General features: G+C 75.5%; 16 protein-coding genes. 12 read left to right on the top strand and 4 right to left on the bottom strand.

Annotated features, from left to right (window positions below; all coding sequences use genetic code 11):
- Nucleotides 1-129: 129 nt before the first annotated feature.
- Nucleotides 130-1089, bottom strand: a complete 960-nt coding sequence (locus tag VIG76_RS06395) for a glycosyltransferase family 9 protein (protein WP_331952264.1) — start codon at nt 1087-1089, stop codon at nt 130-132.
- A gap of 106 nt (nt 1090-1195) precedes the next feature.
- On the opposite strand from VIG76_RS06395, the gene VIG76_RS06390 reads away from it, so the two are divergent.
- Genes VIG76_RS06390 through VIG76_RS06355 form a run of 8 tightly spaced genes read left to right on the top strand, consistent with a single transcriptional unit; the run spans nt 1196 to nt 8488 of the window.
- A complete protein-coding gene (locus VIG76_RS06390) occupies nt 1196-1744 on the top strand; it encodes a D-glycero-alpha-D-manno-heptose-1,7-bisphosphate 7-phosphatase (protein ID WP_331952262.1) in 549 nt (182 codons plus the stop codon).
- Nucleotides 1745-1776: 32 nt separating this feature from the next.
- The gene (locus tag VIG76_RS06385) at nt 1777-2763 is read left to right on the top strand and encodes a glycosyltransferase family 9 protein (protein ID WP_331952297.1); all 987 of its coding nucleotides are present in this window, start codon (nt 1777-1779) and stop codon (nt 2761-2763) included.
- Entirely contained in the window at nt 2760-3773 is a 1014-nt protein-coding gene (locus VIG76_RS06380; protein ID WP_331952260.1) for a glycosyltransferase, read from the top strand. The genes VIG76_RS06385 and VIG76_RS06380 overlap by 4 nt, the downstream gene beginning before the upstream one ends.
- A complete protein-coding gene (locus VIG76_RS06375; protein ID WP_331952256.1) occupies nt 3770-5020 on the top strand; it encodes a glycosyltransferase in 1251 nt (416 codons plus the stop codon). Before VIG76_RS06380 ends, VIG76_RS06375 begins: the two co-directional genes overlap by 4 nt.
- Complete coding sequence (locus tag VIG76_RS06370) at nt 5017-5625, top strand: D-sedoheptulose-7-phosphate isomerase (RefSeq protein ID WP_331952254.1); 609 nt, start codon at nt 5017-5019, stop codon at nt 5623-5625. The genes VIG76_RS06375 and VIG76_RS06370 overlap by 4 nt, the downstream gene beginning before the upstream one ends.
- The gene (locus tag VIG76_RS06365; protein ID WP_331952252.1) at nt 5622-6992 is read left to right on the top strand and encodes a PfkB family carbohydrate kinase; all 1371 of its coding nucleotides are present in this window, start codon (nt 5622-5624) and stop codon (nt 6990-6992) included. The genes VIG76_RS06370 and VIG76_RS06365 overlap by 4 nt, the downstream gene beginning before the upstream one ends.
- Nucleotides 6993-7023: 31 nt before the next feature.
- Nucleotides 7024-7731, top strand: coding sequence for an SDR family oxidoreductase (locus VIG76_RS06360; RefSeq protein WP_331952250.1), 708 nt, complete (start codon nt 7024-7026; stop codon nt 7729-7731).
- Nucleotides 7732-7765: 34 nt separating this feature from the next.
- Nucleotides 7766-8488 (top strand): 3-keto-5-aminohexanoate cleavage protein, encoded by a 723-nt coding sequence (locus VIG76_RS06355; protein ID WP_331952248.1) that lies wholly within the window; start codon nt 7766-7768, stop codon nt 8486-8488.
- A gap of 142 nt (nt 8489-8630) precedes the next feature.
- Here VIG76_RS06355 and VIG76_RS06350 read toward each other — a convergent pair whose 3' ends face one another.
- A complete protein-coding gene (locus VIG76_RS06350) occupies nt 8631-9740 on the bottom strand; it encodes a glycosyltransferase family 9 protein (RefSeq protein ID WP_331952245.1) in 1110 nt (369 codons plus the stop codon).
- Between the two features lie 138 nt (nt 9741-9878).
- Here VIG76_RS06350 and VIG76_RS06345 point away from each other — a divergent pair, with 138 nt between their 5' ends.
- The 4 genes from VIG76_RS06345 to VIG76_RS06330 are packed head-to-tail and all read left to right on the top strand — an operon-like array spanning nt 9879 to nt 13848.
- Nucleotides 9879-11267: an aldehyde dehydrogenase family protein gene (locus VIG76_RS06345; RefSeq protein ID WP_331952243.1), complete on the top strand. Its 1389-nt coding sequence runs from the start codon at nt 9879-9881 to the stop codon at nt 11265-11267.
- The gene (locus VIG76_RS06340) at nt 11264-12733 is read left to right on the top strand and encodes a PfkB family carbohydrate kinase (protein ID WP_331952241.1); all 1470 of its coding nucleotides are present in this window, start codon (nt 11264-11266) and stop codon (nt 12731-12733) included. The genes VIG76_RS06345 and VIG76_RS06340 overlap by 4 nt, the downstream gene beginning before the upstream one ends.
- Nucleotides 12730-13608 carry a glycosyltransferase family A protein gene (locus tag VIG76_RS06335; RefSeq protein WP_331952239.1) on the top strand — a complete coding sequence of 293 codons (879 nt, stop codon included), beginning with the start codon at nt 12730-12732 and terminating at the stop codon, nt 13606-13608. Before VIG76_RS06340 ends, VIG76_RS06335 begins: the two co-directional genes overlap by 4 nt.
- A 42-nt stretch (nt 13609-13650) precedes the next feature.
- A complete protein-coding gene (locus VIG76_RS06330) occupies nt 13651-13848 on the top strand; it encodes a DUF2795 domain-containing protein (protein WP_331952237.1) in 198 nt (65 codons plus the stop codon).
- A gap of 81 nt (nt 13849-13929) precedes the next feature.
- Here VIG76_RS06330 and VIG76_RS06325 read toward each other — a convergent pair whose 3' ends face one another.
- Both VIG76_RS06325 and VIG76_RS06320 read right to left on the bottom strand, forming a co-directional pair.
- Nucleotides 13930-14502, bottom strand: a complete 573-nt coding sequence (locus VIG76_RS06325; protein WP_331952235.1) for a LemA family protein — start codon at nt 14500-14502, stop codon at nt 13930-13932.
- 320 nt (nt 14503-14822) lie between these two features.
- On the bottom strand, nt 14823-15425 hold the full coding sequence (locus tag VIG76_RS06320; RefSeq protein WP_331952233.1) for a DJ-1/PfpI family protein: 603 nt from the start codon (nt 15423-15425) through the stop codon (nt 14823-14825).
- Nucleotides 15426-15428 lie beyond the last annotated feature (3 nt).

Raw genomic sequence — 15428 nt, 5'->3', positions numbered from 1 at the left:
CGCTCAGCCCTGCCGGCTCCAGTCCCGGGGGTTGCCACTTTTCGCGATCTTGAGCGCCCCAAGATCGCGAAACGTGGCAACAACCGACCTCCAGCCCCGGGGGCTGCCACTCGTGGCGACTCCCGGGTTTCAGAGAGGGCGGACGGGGAGGGTGGCGATCGCCGCCAGCACCTCGTCGACCGTCACCGCGAGGAGGGCCGGATCGGGCTCGGCGCCGAACGTGTCGCCCACGCGCAGCTCCGCGTGCGTCAGCACGATGTGCGGGCCCGACTCGGGCGGCCCCCACTCCTCGGGCGGCGCCGGCCCGAAGATCACCACCGACGGGATGCGGTACGCGGATGCGAGGTGCGCGGCGCCCGTGTCGGCCGTCACGACGAGGGCCGCGTCGGCGACGAGCGCCGCGAAGACGTCGAGCTCCATCCGCCCCGCGAGCACGGCATCCTCGTCGAACCCGCCGAGCCGGGCGACCTCGAGGGCCCTCGGCCGCTCGCTCGCGCTGCCGCTGAAGACCACCTGCCGGCCCGAGTCCGCGAGGTCCCGCGCCACGGCCGCGAACCACCCCGCCGGCCACTGCCGCGAGCCGTAGAAGGCGCCGACGTGCACGACCGCCGCCCCCGGTGCCGGCGACGGGGCCGCCGGCCGGTCGAGGCCCACGTCGTCCCTGTCGCCGGGCATGCCGAAAGCGCTGACGAGGCGCACCCAGCGCTCCCGCTCCAGGATCCCGTCGAGCCACGGCAGGCCCTCCTCCCCCGGCCGGGCGTGCTGCACGACCACCCGGGCGTCGAGCGCGTCGACGATGGCCCGGGACTCGGGTCCGTTGCCGTGGAGGTTCGCCGCGACATCCACCGTCCCGGGCGCGATCGGCAGCAGCGCGTCGAGGCCCTTCGCGGGCACCAGCCCGTCGAGGCCGGGCACGAGCGGGATCAACGGCTCGAGCCACGCAGAGGTCGCGAGCAGCAGCCGGTGCTCGGGCAGCGCGCGACGCATGGCCTTCAGGGCGGGCACCGCGACCAGCAGATCGCCGAGCTTCAACGCCCGCAGCGCGAGGGCGACAGGCCGATCCGACTGATCATCGAACTCCTGATCCATGCCCAGATCCTTGCAGGCGACCCCGTGAGATGGACATCAGCCCTTCTTCACCCTTCTTGGGGCTTCTGCTCAGTTCTCCCCTGGAACCCGCGGGTACTCATGACGGGTGGACACGCCTGGACCCCGCGTGTGCCGGATCAAAGCGGTGCTCTTCGACCGCGACGGCACACTGGTCGTCGACGTCCCCTACAACGGGGATCCGGACGCCGTGGCACCGATGCCCGGCGCGGTGCAGGCGGTCGCGCGGGTGCGCGACGCCGGCCTCCCGACGGCCGTCGTGTCGAACCAGTCGGGCATCGCCCGCGGCATCCTCGACGCGGAGCGCGTCGCCGCGGTGAACGCCCGCGTCGACGAGATCTTCGGCGCGTTCGACGCCTGGTGCGTGTGCCCCCATGGGCCGGACGACGGATGCGGATGCCGCAAGCCGAGACCCGGCCTCGTGCTGGAGGCCGCGCGGCGCCTCGGCGTCGCTCCGGAGGACGTGGTGGTGATCGGCGACATCGGTGCGGATGTCGCCGCAGCCGAGGCAGCGGGAGCACGGGGCATCCTCGTGCCGACCCCGATCACCCGGCGTGAGGAGGTGACCGCCGCTGCCGAGGTCGCACCCGACCTCGCCGCAGCGGTCGACGCCGCCCTGACGGGCGGTGCCGCGTGAGCCGCCGGATCCTCGTCGCGCGCCTCGACAGCATGGGCGACGTCCTCGTCTCCGGCCCCGCCGTCCGCGCCGTGGCCGCCTCGGTCGAGGTCGTCGTGCTCGCGGGTCCGCAGGGCTCCCCCGCCGCGCGGCTGCTGCCCGGCGTCGCCTCGGTCGAGGTCGTCGACGCCCCCTGGATCACCGGATCCGCGGCCCCGGTCGACGCCGCGCTCGTCGAGCGGTTCGCCGAGATCGTGGCCGCCCACGGCATCGACGAGGCCGTGCTGCTCACCTCGTTCCACCAGTCGCCGCTGCCCACCGCCCTCCTGCTCCGTCTCGCCGGGGTCACCCGGATCCACGGCGCCTCCGTCGACGCGGCCGGTGGCCTGCTCGACACGCGCCTGATCCCCGGCGAGACGCTGCCGGAGGAGCTGCCCGAACCCGTCCGCGCGCTGCGGATCGCCGAGGCCGCCGGATTCGCGCTGCCCGCCGGCGACGACGGCCGGCTCGCGGTCGAGCTGCCCGGCGACGCGGCGCCCGCCGAGGCCGGCCCGTACGTCGTCGTGCATCCGGGTGCCGCGGTCCCCGCGCGCGCCTACCCCGCCGCCGGGCACGCCCGCGTCGTCGAACGCCTCGCGGCAGCCGGGCACCGCGTGCTCGTGACCGGCGCGCCCGCCGAGGCGGCGCTGACGGCGGAGGTCGCGGGCACCGCCGGCATCGACCTCGGCGGCCGCCTCGACCTCACCGCCCTCGCGGCGACCCTGCGCGGCGCCGGCGTCGTCGTGTCCGGCAACACCGGCCCCGCCCACCTCGCCGCCGCGGTCGGCACGCCGGTCGTCAGCCTCTTCGCGCCGGTCGTCCCCGCCGCCCGCTGGGCGCCGTACGGGGTACCCGTCGCGCTGCTCGGCGACCAGGCCGCGCCGTGCGCCGGCAGCCGGGCGCGCGTCTGCCCGGTCCCCGGCCATCCGTGCCTCGCGGACGTCGACCCCGCCGTCGTCGTCGCGGCGGCCGAGCGCCTGCTCGCGGGAGGTGCCGGATGAAGGTCCTGCTCTGGCACGTCCACGGCGGCTGGACGGACGCGTTCGTCCGCGGCGACCACGAGTACCTGCTGCCGACGACCCCGGCCCGCGACGGCTGGGGCCTCGGCCGCGGCGGCCGCCCCTGGGATCGCGCGGTCGAGATCGCGCCCGAGGACCTCGCGGATGCGGACATCGACGTCGTCGTGCTGCAGCGCCCCGAGGAGCTCGCCGAGGCCGAGCGCCTGCTCGGCCGCCGCCCGGGCCGCGACGTCGCCGCCGTCTACCTCGAGCACAACACCCCCAAGACGGCCCCGGTGCCGACGGAGCGGCATCCGCTCGCCGACCAGGACGCCATCCCGATCGTGCACGTCACCCACACGAACGACCTGCTCTGGGACGCCGGCCGCGCCCGCACCACGGTGATCGAGCACGGCATCGTCGATCCCGGCCACCGCTACACCGGCCGGCTCGAGCGGTTCGGCGCCGTGATCAACGAGCCCGCGCGGCGTTGGCGGGTCACCGGCACCGACCTGCTCCCCCGGTTCGCGGAGGTCGCGCCGGTCGACGTGTTCGGGATGAGGACGGACCTGCTGGCCAGCGCTTACGGGCCGCTGCGGCCCGGCGTGCACGGGGTCGGCGACGTCGCGACGGGTCCCATGCACACCGCGCTCGCGGAGCGGCGCGCGTACGTGCATCCGATGCGCTGGACGTCGCTCGGCCTGTCGCTGCTCGAGGCGATGCACCTCGGCATGCCGGTCGTCGTGCTCGGGATGACGGATGCGTTCCGCGCCGTGCCGCCCGAGGCCGGCGCCGTCTCCGCCGACGTGGACGAGCTCGCCCGCGCCGCGAAGCGGCTCATCGATCGTCCGGACGAGGCGCGCGCCGCCGGCCGGATCGCCCGGGAGGCGGCGCTCGGCCGCTACGGGCTCGCCCGCTTCCTCGCCGACTGGGACGAGGTGCTGGGCGACGCGAGAAGAAGGGTCCCCCGCCGCGCTGCGGCCGTGCGGGACCGGGAAGGGATGTCCGCATGAAGATCTCACTCGTCTCGGAGCACGCGAGCCCGCTCGCCGTGCTCGGCGGCGTGGATGCGGGCGGGCAGAACGTGCACGTCGCCGCGCTCGCCACCGCGCTCGGCGCCGACGGCCACGAGGTGACCGTCTACACCCGCCGCGACGACCCCGACCTGCCCGAGCGCGTGCCGTTCGCCCCCGGCGTCGAGGTGGTGCCGGTGACCGCGGGCCCCGCCGCCGCCGTGCCGAAGGACGAGCTGCTGCCGCACATGGGCGCCTTCGCGGACGCCATGGCGGAGGCCTGGATCGCCGACCGCCCCGACGTCGTGCACGGCCACTTCTGGATGTCGGGCCTCGCCACCCTCGTCGCCGCCCGCCGCGTCGACATCGCCCTCGGCGGTCACCTGCCCGTCGCCCAGACCTTCCACGCGCTCGGCGTCGTGAAGCGCCGCCACCAGGGCCTCGCCGACACCTCCCCCGCCGAGCGCTCCTGGCTCGAGCCCGACGTCGCCCGCCGCGTCGACACCGTCGTCGCCACCTGCTCCGACGAGGCGTTCGAGCTGAAGGCGCTCGGCGTGCCCTCGAACCGCATCGCGGTCGTGCCCTGCGGCGTCGACACCGCCCACTTCTCCCCCCACGGCCCCGTCGCACCCCGCACCGACCGGCTGCGGATCATGACGGTGAGCCGCCTCGTGCAGCGCAAGGGCGTCGGCATCGCGATCGAGGCCCTCGCCCGGCTCGTGTCGCGCGGCATCGATGCGGAGCTCGTGATCGTCGGCGGCGCCGGCGACGCGGCTCACCTGGAGGTCGAGCCCGAGGTCGCTCGCCTGCTGCGGATCATCGAGACCACCGGGATGCAGGACCGGGTCACGCTCGCCGGCCGCATCGAGCACGAGGACCTGCCGGAGATGTACCGGTCGGCGGATGTGGTCGTCTGCGCGCCCTGGTACGAGCCGTTCGGGATCGTGCCGCTCGAGGCCATGGCCTGCGGACGCCCGGTGGTCGCGACCTCCGTCGGCGGCCTCATCGACACGGTCGTGGAGGACGTCACCGGCGTGCACGTGCCGCCGCGCGATCCGGACGCCCTGGCGGATGCGCTGGAACCCCTGCTCGCGGATGCGGAGCGCCGCGAGCGCTACGGCGTCGCCGGCCGGCGCCGCGCAGCCACGCGCTACGCCTGGCGACGCGTCGCGCACGAGACCTCCCGCGTCTACGCCGCCCTGACCGACGCCGCCCCCGCGGCCCGACTGCTGACGAGGGAGCGATGACCACCACCGCACCGCGGACCACCGCCTCGCGCGTCGCCCGCGACCACGTCACGGCGGCGCTGCCCACCATGGAGGCGCTCCGCGGCGAGGCCGACCGCCTCGCCGTCTGGGGCGTGGACCTCGCCGACCGGATGCTCGCCGGCGCGCGCCTGCTCGCCGGCGGCAACGGCGGATCCGCCGCCGAGGCCCAGCACCTCACCGCCGAGCTCGTCGGCCGCTTCGACGGCGACCGGCGCGCGTTCAGCGCGATCTGCCTGCATGGCGACACCTCGGCGCTCACCGCGATCGGGAACGACTACGGCTTCGAGGAGGTCTTCGCCCGGCAGGTCACCGCGCACGGCGCCCCCGGCGACGTGCTCGTGCTGCTCTCCACCTCCGGCACGAGCCGCAACCTGCTGCGCGCCGCCGAGACCGCCCACGGCCGGGGCATGACGGTGTGGGCGCTGACCGGCGCCGGCCCGAACCCGCTCGCCGACGCCGCGGACGACGCGGTGACGCTGCCGGGCCGCGGCGCCAACGTGCAGGAGGCGCACCTCGTCGCCATCCACGCCTTCTGCCGGGTCTTCGACGCCCGCGTCCGCGACCGGATCGGGGCGAGCCGATGAGCCGCGCGATCACGGTCGTCGGCGACCTGCTGCTCGACGTCGACCTCGAGGGCGCCGTCGAGCGCCTGTCCCCGGATGCGCCCGTGCCCGTCGTCGACGTGGCCGGCGTCACCCGTCGCCCGGGCGGCGCCGGGCTCGTCGCGACGCTGCTCGCCGGCGACGGCCACCGCGTGACGCTCGTCACCGCGCTCGGTGAGGACGAGCGTGCCGACCGCCTCCGCGAGCTGCTCGGCGACGTCGAGCTGGTCGCCGGCGACACCCGGGCGCCGACGCCGGTGAAGACACGGCTGCGCACCGCCTCGCATCCGATCGCCCGCATCGACGAGGGATCCGCCCGGCCGCCGGTCCCCGTCGCGACGGAGGCGATGGTCGCCGCGATCGACGCCGCCGAGGTCGTGCTCGTCGCCGACTACGGTCGCCGCCTCACCGAGGTGCCCTCGGTGCGCGAGGCGCTGTCCCGCGCGGCCCGGCGCGTGCCGGTGGTGTGGGATCCGCATCCGCGCGGCTCCGCGCCCGTGCACGGCGTGGCCGCGGTGACCCCGAACCTCACGGAGGCGACGGCCGCTGCGGATGTCGCGGGCACGGGCGTCGCCGCGGCGGACGAGGCCGCCCTGCAGCTGCGGGAGACCTGGCGCGCGGCGGCGGTGATCGTGACCATGGGCGAGCACGGGGCGCTGCTCCGCGCGAGCCGGAGCGGCCTGCCGTTCGTCGCCCGGGGCGGCCGCGTCGACGGCGCGGATCCCTGCGGTGCGGGCGACCGCTTCGCCGCGAGCGTCGCCGTCGCGATCGCGGGCGGCGCGCAGCCGACCGACGCCGTCGCGACCGCGGTGACCGAGACCGCGGCGTTCCTCGCCGCGGGCGGCGTCGCCGGCCTCACGCGCCCCGCGAACACCGTGCAGCTGCCCGGCACCGACCGGGACGCGATCGCCGTCGCGGAGCGCGTCCGGTCGGCGGGCGGGACGGTCGTCGCCACGGGCGGCTGCTTCGACCTGCTGCACGCCGGCCACGCCCGCACGCTGTCGGCGGCGCGGGCGCTCGGCGACTGCCTGATCGTCTGCCTCAACTCGGACGACTCGGTGCGCGGGCTGAAGGGACCCGACCGGCCGATCATGCCCGAGGGCGACCGCGTCGACCTGCTGCTCGCCCTCGAGTGCGTCGACGCCGTGCTCGTCTTCGGCGAGGACACCCCGGTGGACGCCATCCGGCGCATCCGCCCCGACATCTGGGTGAAGGGCGGCGACTACACGGCCGCCGACCTGCCCGAGGCCGCCGTGATCGCCGAATGGGGCGGTCGCGCGGTCACCGTGCCGTTCCACCCCGGCCGGTCCACGACCAAGCTCGCCGCCGCGCTCGCCGCGGTCGGCTGACCCCGACCCACCGACCTCCAGGAGGAGACGCATGCCCACCGCCAGCACCACCCCCACGCCCCTCGGCCGCACCCTGATCACGGGCGGCGCGTCCGGTCTCGGCGCGGCCGTCGCCGACGCGGTCGCCACGGCCGGCGGCAGCCCGATCGTGCTCGACCTGAAGGTCGACGGCAGCCCCTATCCGGCCTACCAGGGCGACGTCACCGCCACGCGCGACGTCGAGCGGCTCGTCGCCCGGATCGCCGAGGAGCAGGGCGGCCTCGACGCCGTCGTCACCGCCGCGGGCATCGACAAGCCGGGCCCGCTGGACGCGATCTCCGGGGAGGACTGGGAGCGCGTCGTCGCCGTGAACCTCTTCGGCACGGCGGCCGTCGTGCGGGCCGCGCTGCCCGCGCTGCTCGAGAGCCACGGCCGGGTGGTCACGGTCTCCTCGTCGCTCGGTGTGCGCGCCGTGTCGGATGCGACCGCCTACTCGGCCTCGAAGTTCGGCGTCATCGGGTTCAGCCGCGCGCTCGCCGCCGAGACGCGTGGGCGGATCGGCGTGACCACGCTCATCCCGGCCGGGATGAAGACGCGGTTCTTCGACGGCCGCACCGCGCAGTACGCGCCCGGCGAGGACGCGAACCTGAACGACCCGGCGAACGTCGCAGGCGCCGTCGTCTTCGCGCTCTCCTCGCCGCGCGGATCCGAGATCCGCGAGATCTCCGTGATGCACGAGGAGGAGCCCTCCTGGCCCTGAATGCGGTTCCAGGCTTCGGCTCTACCGTACGGAGATGCTCCTCCAGGCGGCGCTGAACGGCCCGCTCACCAAGGACGACCACCCGGCCGTGCCGATCACGCCGGCCGAGTTGCGGGCCGACGCGGAGGCGTGCGAGCGGGCCGGGGCGCGGGCCTTCCACGTGCATCCGCGCGACGAGGAGGGACGCGAGCGGATGCTGCCCGCCGTGGTCGACCGCGCGGTCGCCGCCGTCCGGAACGGCACGCGATGGCCCGTCGGGGTGACGAGCGACGCGGACATCGAGATGGAGGCCCGCCGACGGGTGACCTTCGTCCAGCACTGGCGGGAGCCGGACTGCACCTCCGTGAACCTCCACGAGGCCGACGCGGTCGAGATCGCCCGGGCGGCGCTCGGCGCGAGGATCGGCGTCGAGGCCGGGCTCTGGAGCGTCGAGGACGCCGAGATCCTGCTCACCAGCGGGCTCGCCGACCGGATCGACCGGGTGCTCGTGGAGCCGGCCGGCGGGGACGTGCACGAGCGGCTCGAGACCGCCGCCGCGATCCACGCGGTGCTCGACCACGGCGGCGTCGAGGCGCCGCGGCTGCAGGTCGGCGCCGGCGCGGCCGCCTGGCCGCTGCTCGAGGACGCGGTGCGCCGCGGCATCGACGCCCGGATCGGCTTCGAGGACACCCTGCTGCTGCCCGACGGCTCGATCGCCGCCCGCAACGCGGACCTCGTCGCTGCCGCCAGGGCGATCGGCGCGGGCGCCCCGGACTGAGCCGGCCGCGCCCGCCGTCAGCCGCCCGCAGTCATCCGCCGTTTTCAGGACTTCCGGAGCGACACGCCGCGCTCGTGCGCCGATCGTCCTGAATAGCGCCGGCTGTTCCTGAAAAACGGCGGAGGGGGCGGACCGGGGGCGGTCAGTCGCCGGCCAGCAGCGCGCGCACCTCGGCGAGCACGGCCTCCGGATGGATGTCGGTGAGGAACGACGGATCGTGCGGGCAGCGCTCGGCGGTCCAGCCGACCTGGGTGACATCGGCCCCGCAGACCGGGCACCGGGTCGTCCAGCCGAGCAGGACGCGATGGTGCGCCCGCGTGAACGGTGCCGCGTTGACGGCGTTGCCGAACCAGAACAGCCCGACGGTCGGCGTACCGAGTGCCTGCGCGACATGCCGGGGTCCCGAGTCGTTCGCGAGCACCACGTCGGCCTCGGCGAGCACCCCCGCGAGCGCGCCGAGGTCGATCGTGCCGGCGACGGAGCGCACCCGTTCGCGGTGGTCCGCGGGCAGGGCGGTGCGGGCGGCGCGCACGATCTCGTCCGCGACCGCCACGTCGGAGGCGTCGCCGACGACGAGCACGGTGACGCCGTGCTCGGCGAGCGCCGCCGCGACGACACCGAAGCGTGCCGCCGGCCAGCGGCGCCGAGGGTCGGTCGCGCTCGGGTGGATCACGACCGCGGGCCGGTCCCCGAGCAGCGCCCGGCCGGTCGACCGCTCCGCATCCGACGGCTCGAGGCGCGGCTCGAGCTCGACCGGGGCGGCGCCGGCGAGGCCGGCCACCTCGAGCCAGCGCTGCACCTCGTGCTGGTAGTAGCGGTACGGGAGGGTGCGGGTCAGCGGCACGGCGTCCTCGGTGCGGGTGCCGACGGTGTACCGGGCGCCGAGGCGCAGCAGGAACGGGTTCGAGTTGCGGCCGCCGCCGTGCGCCTGCACGGCGAGGTCGAAGCGGCGCTCGCGCATCGCCGCGAGGAACGCCTCGACCGCATCCGGATCCGGTTCCCCGTCGCGGACGCCCCGATGCGCGGGCAGCACGACCGTCTCGTCCACCGGTGATCCCGGCCGGCCGTCGAGCAGCGCCGCGTGCGACGGCATGCCGAGCAGCGTGATCGACGCCTCCGGGTAGGCCCCGCGGAGCGCGGCGAGCGCCGGCAGCGCGCCCACGAGGTCGCCGATGCCGCCGCCGCGCAGCACGGCGATGCGCGCCACGGCGTCGAAGCGGTCGGAGGGGTGGCCGAGTGCGTGCCGGGTCACCGCTCGATTCTTCCTGGCGCTCGTTCCGCGTTCCCTCAGCACCCGCTCAGTCCCTGCCGAACGGCCGTTCCTATCGTGGATGTCGCCCGCCACCCGCCTCGGAGTGGTCCGAATCCCGACCGAGAGGCCCTCTCGCCCATGACGCTCGAGCTCGCGCCCGACACCCAGACCCCGACGATCCGGATCTCGGATCCCGCCACCGGGGAGGCCGTCGGCGAGCACGTGGTCGCGGATGCGGCGGCGGCCGCCGCCGCCGTGCGCCGGGCGGTCGCGGCGTTCCCGGAGTGGGCTGCCACTCCGCCAGCGAGGCGCGGCGAGCTGCTCCGCGCCGCGGCCCTCGCCCTCGCTGATCGGGCCGGCGAGGTCGCCGCGATGAACACCCGCGAGACCGGCAAGACCCCCGCCGACGCCGAAGGCGGCGTGCAGGCGGCGGTCGGCACCCTGCTGCAGTACGCGGAGCTCGGCCCGCTGCACCGCGGCAAGGCGCTGCGCGGCGGCGCCGACGCGGTCGACTACGCGCTGCCGCATCCGCGGGGCGTCGTCGTCGCGCTGACCCCTTGGAACGACCCGGCCGCGGTCGCCGCCGGCCTGCTCGGCGCCGCGATCGTGTCCGGCGACACCGTCGTGCACAAGGGCAGCGAACGCTGCCCGGGCACCGCGGCGCTGCTCAACGAGATCCTCGCCGGCGCGCTGCCCGACGGCGTGCTCGTCGGCGTGACGGGCGACGGCGCGACCGGCGCCGCCCTCGCCGAGCAGCCGGGCGTCTCCGTGCTCGCGCACGTCGGGTCCACCGCGACCGGCCGCAGCCTCGCGCTCGTCGGCGCGGCCCGCGACCTCCACGTGATCCGCGAGAACGGCGGCAACGACGCGCTCGTCGTCGACGCCGGCGTCGACCCGGTGTGGGCGGCGGGGCAGGCGGCCCTCGGCGCCTTCGCGAACGCCGGCCAGATCTGCACCTCCGTCGAGCGGGTGCTCGTGCACCGCGACGTCGCCGACCCCTTCATCTCGGCGCTCGTGGCCGAGGCGGAGTCCTGGGCGACCCGCATCGGCCCCCTCGTGGACGAGCGGATGCGGCAGGCCGTGCATGCGCACGTCGAGGACGCGGTGCGCCGGGGCGCGCGGGTCCTCACGGGCGGCGAGGTGCCGACGGGCGCCGGCACCTTCTATCCGCCGACGGTGATCACGGAGGTGCCGGACGACGCGCTCGCCGTGACGGAGGAGACCTTCGGTCCGATCGTGCCGGTGCGGGTCGTCGACGACTTCGACGAGGCGCTGCTGCTCGCCGCCGCCGACCGCTACGGCCTGGCCGCGACCGTGCTCACCCCCGACATGGCGCACGCCCACCGCGCCGCGGCCGTGCTGCCGGTCGGCACCGTGAAGGTGAACGCCGTCTTCGGCGGCGCGCCGGGCGGCAGCGCGCAGCCCCGCCGGGCGAGCGGATCCGGGTTCGGCTACGGCCCCGAGCTGCTCGACGAGATGACGACCACCACGGTGGTGCATCTGGGCCTGCCCGGCGGCGCGCGGTGACGACCGACCCCGCCGCGCTCGTGCGCCGGGTGGGCGCGCGCCTCGACGGCCGCCGCCCGCGCATCGTGGTGCTCGGCGACGCGCTGCTCGATCGGTGGTGGGCCGGCAGCGCCGATCGCATCAGCCGTGAGGCGCCGGCACCCGTCGTGCGGATCGCGGACCGAGCGGATGTGCCGGGCGGCGCCGCCAACACGGCGGTGAACCTCGCGGCGCTCGGCGCGGACGTGGCGATCGTGGGCGCCGTCGGCGACGACGACGGCGGGACGGCGCTCGCGACCCTGCTCGCCGCGGCGGGCGTCGACATCACCGGGCTCGTCCGGATACCGGGGTTCGCGACGACGGTGAAGACGCGGATCGCCGGCGGCGGGCAGGTGCTCGTGCGCCTCGACGAAGGCGACGCCGTGCCGGACGAGGCCCGCGCGCTCGTGGCGGCGGCCGCGCTCGCGGCCACCCGCGCCGCGGATGCGGAGCTCGTCTGCGACTACGGCATCGGCTCGGCCAGCGGCGCAGTGCGCGAGGCGCTCGCCGCACGCGGCGCCCGGCCGCCGGTGACCGTCGTCGATGCCCACGACCTCGCGCCGTGGGCAGTGCTCTCCCCCACGGCCGTCACGCCGAACGCGGGCGAGACCGAGCGGCTGCTCGAGGCATCCCTCGGGCCCGATCGCGTCGCATCCGCGGTCCTGCAGCGCGACGCGCTGCTCGCCGCGACCGGCGCGGCCGGGGTCGTCGTCACTCTCGACCGCGACGGCACCGTGGTGCACGACGCCGCGAGCACGAGCAGGACCGTCGCGCATCCGGCCCCCGACGCCATGGCGAACGGCGCGGGCGACACCTTCGCCGCCGCGCTCACGCTCGCCCTCGCGGGGGGCGAGCCGCTGCCGGAGGCGGCCGCGTTCGCGCAGCTCGCCGCCGACGTCGTCGTACGCCAGCCGGGCACGAGCGTCTGCAGCCGCGAGGCGCTGCGGGCGAGCGTCGAGGGGCCCGCGCGGGTGCTCGACACCGATCGGCTGGAGGCGGCGCTGGACGCGGACCGTCGCGCCGGCCGCCGCATCGTCTTCACGAACGGCTGCTTCGACGTGCTGCACGTCGGCCACATCACCTCGCTGAAGCAGGCGAAGCAGCTCGGTGACGTGCTGGTGGTCGCGGTGAACGACGACGACTCCGTCCGCAGGCTGAAGGGACCGGGCCGGCCGATCAACCGCGCCGCGGACCGCGCCGGGGTGCTCGCCGAGCTCACCTCGGTCGACTACGTGACCGTGTTCGGCAGCGACACCGCGATCCCGCTGCTCGAGCGCCTTCGCCCCGACGTCTACGCGAAGGGCGGCGACTACACCCCCGCCATGCTCGAGGAGACGCCCACCGTGGAGGCGTACGGCGGCACGGTCGCGATCCTCGGCTACGTGAGCGCACATTCCACGAGCGGCATCATCGCCCGCACCCGGGCGCTTCCGGAGGCGGCGGGATGACGAGCCGGCGCTCCGCGGCCGAGTGGGGGCGGCAGCCGGCGCCACCGGAGCCGGTCATCGACGTGCTGATCGGCACCGTCGGGCGGACGGCGGAGCTCGCGGTGACGCTCGCCGGGCTCGCCGCCCAGGACGACCCGCCGTTCCGCGTGATCGTCAGCGACCAGTCGGACGCGAATCCGGCCGCCACGGATCCGGCGGTCCAGGCGATGCTCCGGGTGCTCGAGGTGCAGGGCCGATCGCCGCAGCTCGTGCGCCATCGCCCGCGTCGCGGGATCGCGGAGCACCGCGACTTCCTGCTGAGCCGGTCGAGCGCGGATGCGGTGCTGTTCCTCGACGACGACGTGTGGCTCGAGGCGGGGGCGCTGCAGCGGCTGCACGACGCGCTGACCTCGCTCGGCTGCGGCTTCGTCGGCATGGCGCCGCAGGGGCTCTCCTACCTCGACGACCGGCGCCCGCACGAGCACCGGCCGTTCGAGCGGTGGGACGGGCCGGTGCGGCCCGAGCGCATCCGCCGCGGCGAGCCCGGCTTCGAGCGCTGGACGCTGCACAACGCCGCGAACCTCGCGCACGTCGCCGCCGAGGTGGGCGAGCCGGAGCAGGGCTGGGTGCCGTACCGGATCGCTTGGATCGGCGCCTGCGTGCTCTACCGCCGGGAGGCCCTCGTCGAGTGCGGCGGCTTCGGCTTCTGGCGCGACCTGCCGCCCGCGCACGCCGGCGAGGACGTCGTCGCCCAGTGGCGCGTGATGGAGCGCTACGGCGCCGCGGGGCTGCTGCCGTCCGGTGCGGTGCACCTCGAGGCGCCGACGACGATCCCGAACCGCGAGGTGGACGCCCCCGACGTGGTGTTCGCCCGCGAGGACCGCATGGCCGGCTGACCGCCGCCGCGGCCCACCACCCGAAGGAGAAGGAGGACGACCATGGCCGATGCGCCGAACCCGATCCAGATCCAGAAGTTCCTGGGCGGCATGGACTACCCGGTCTCGAAGGACACGATCCTTCAGACAGCGAAGAAGGAGGGCGCGGACGAGAGGGTGCTCGACGCCCTCGGTCGCATCCCCGACCAGGAATACGACGCCCCGACCGCGATCAGCAAGGCCGTCGCCGGCAACCACTGACCTGCTGCACCGCGGGCCGGCCGCGGTCCGACCTCATCCGACCGGTTCGAGATCGGACCGCGGCAGGCAGGCGTCCAGAGGTCAGAACTGGATGCGCGGCGGCTCGGCGACCGTGACCGAGTCGCCGACCTCGAAGAACTCGCGCGGCGTGAAGCCGAGGCGCTTCGCGAAGAGGCTGTTCGGGAAGACCTGGATCCTCGCGTTGAACTCGCGGACGGCGCCGTTGTAGAAGCGCCGCGAGGCGCGGATCCGCTCCTCCGTGTCGACGAGGTCGGCCTGCAGCTGCAGGTAGTCGGGGCTCGCGAGCAGCTGCGGGAACGCGTCGGCGGTGCTGAACACGGTGCGCAGCGATTGCTGCAGGTGGCTCTCCGCCTGGGTCGCGGTCTCGGGCGTCGTCGCGCGGAGCGTCTCGTCGCGGGCCCGTGTGACGGCCTGAAAGACGCCCTGCTCGTGCGTCGCGTAGCCCTGCACCTTCTCGACGAGCGACGGCACGAGCTCGGCCCGCTGCTGCCGTTCGGCGGTGATGTCCCGCCACGCCTCGTCGATACGGGTGTTCAGCCCGACGAGCGCGTTGCGGGTCGACCAGAGGTAGAGCAGGAAGATCGCGATCAGGAGGACGACGATCACGATCGGGATCACGAGCGGCCAGTCCATGGCGGGAGGGTAGGACACGCCGCTGCGGGAACCTTGGAGCGCGGCGGTCCTGGGTGAGATCGTGATCATCCGCGGGCGCCCGCGTCGGCCTGGTCGGGCCCCTTCGAGGCCGTCGAGCACCGGCCGGGCTCCCTGGGGGCGGATGGGTGTCAACCCGTCGCTAGCAATTCCCTCGGTAAGCGAGCATCATGGAGCCGGCTCGGGAGATGCAACGGCGCTCGCCCGAGCCGCGATCAGCCGGACCGGCCTCGTCGGCCGGTCTGTTCAATGGGCGTGGGGCCGCCGCATCCGTGTGTCGGCCTCACGCCCGACCCACGACCTCAGACGGGCGGCTCGGGGTCGTACTGGATCCCCCGCCGAGCCTCCTGCGCGCGCTCGCGGCCGGCGAGGCGGTCGACGAGGTGCAGCGCCATGTCGATGCCCGCCGAGACCCCGGATGCGGTGACGAGGTCGCCGTCGTCGACGAAGCGGTCGCGCTCCCGCACCTCCGCGGTGGGCTCGAGCTCGCGCAGCAGGTCGAGCGAGCCCCAGTGCGTGGTCGCCGGCCGCCCGGCGAGCAGTCCGGCTGCGGCGTAGACGAGCGCGCCCGTGCAGACGCTCGTCATCAGCGGCACCTGCTCGCGCTGCTCGCGCACCCACGTGAGCTCCGCCGCATCCGCCAGCCTCGGCCGGGTGCCGCGGCCGCCGGGGTAGACGAGCACGTCGAGCGCCGGCACGGACGCCTTGCTGTCCTGGGCGACGAGCTGCAGCCCCTTCGCGGCGGTGACGACGCCGCCCTCATCGCTGAAGGTCACCACCTCGTAGCCGTCCTCGGGGTGGTGCTGCGTCCACCAGGCGAGCACCTCCCACGGCCCGACCGCGTCGAGCTCCTCGACCCCGTCGAACAGCAGGATCCCGATGGTGCGCAGCGTCGTCTCAGTCACGGA

The sequence above is a fragment of the Amnibacterium sp. genome, from assembly GCF_036559085.1.
Classification (GTDB): domain Bacteria; phylum Actinomycetota; class Actinomycetes; order Actinomycetales; family Microbacteriaceae; genus Amnibacterium.
This window is presented reverse-complemented; position numbering and strand designations above follow the sequence as displayed.

Coding starts and splice junctions, on each gene's coding strand:
- VIG76_RS06395 (WP_331952264.1), bottom strand. CDS start 1,089: ATGGATCAGGAGTTCGATGATCAGTCGGATCGGCCTGTCGCCCTCGCG.
- VIG76_RS06385 (WP_331952297.1), top strand. CDS start 1,777: ATGGGCGACGTCCTCGTCTCCGGCCCCGCCGTCCGCGCCGTGGCCGCC.
- VIG76_RS06380 (WP_331952260.1), top strand. CDS start 2,760: ATGAAGGTCCTGCTCTGGCACGTCCACGGCGGCTGGACGGACGCGTTC.
- VIG76_RS06375 (WP_331952256.1), top strand. CDS start 3,770: ATGAAGATCTCACTCGTCTCGGAGCACGCGAGCCCGCTCGCCGTGCTC.
- VIG76_RS06370 (WP_331952254.1), top strand. CDS start 5,017: ATGACCACCACCGCACCGCGGACCACCGCCTCGCGCGTCGCCCGCGAC.
- VIG76_RS06365 (WP_331952252.1), top strand. CDS start 5,622: ATGAGCCGCGCGATCACGGTCGTCGGCGACCTGCTGCTCGACGTCGAC.
- VIG76_RS06360 (WP_331952250.1), top strand. CDS start 7,024: ATGCCCACCGCCAGCACCACCCCCACGCCCCTCGGCCGCACCCTGATC.
- VIG76_RS06355 (WP_331952248.1), top strand. CDS start 7,766: ATGCTCCTCCAGGCGGCGCTGAACGGCCCGCTCACCAAGGACGACCAC.
- VIG76_RS06345 (WP_331952243.1), top strand. CDS start 9,879: ATGACGCTCGAGCTCGCGCCCGACACCCAGACCCCGACGATCCGGATC.
- VIG76_RS06335 (WP_331952239.1), top strand. CDS start 12,730: ATGACGAGCCGGCGCTCCGCGGCCGAGTGGGGGCGGCAGCCGGCGCCA.
- VIG76_RS06330 (WP_331952237.1), top strand. CDS start 13,651: ATGGCCGATGCGCCGAACCCGATCCAGATCCAGAAGTTCCTGGGCGGC.
- VIG76_RS06325 (WP_331952235.1), bottom strand. CDS start 14,502: ATGGACTGGCCGCTCGTGATCCCGATCGTGATCGTCGTCCTCCTGATC.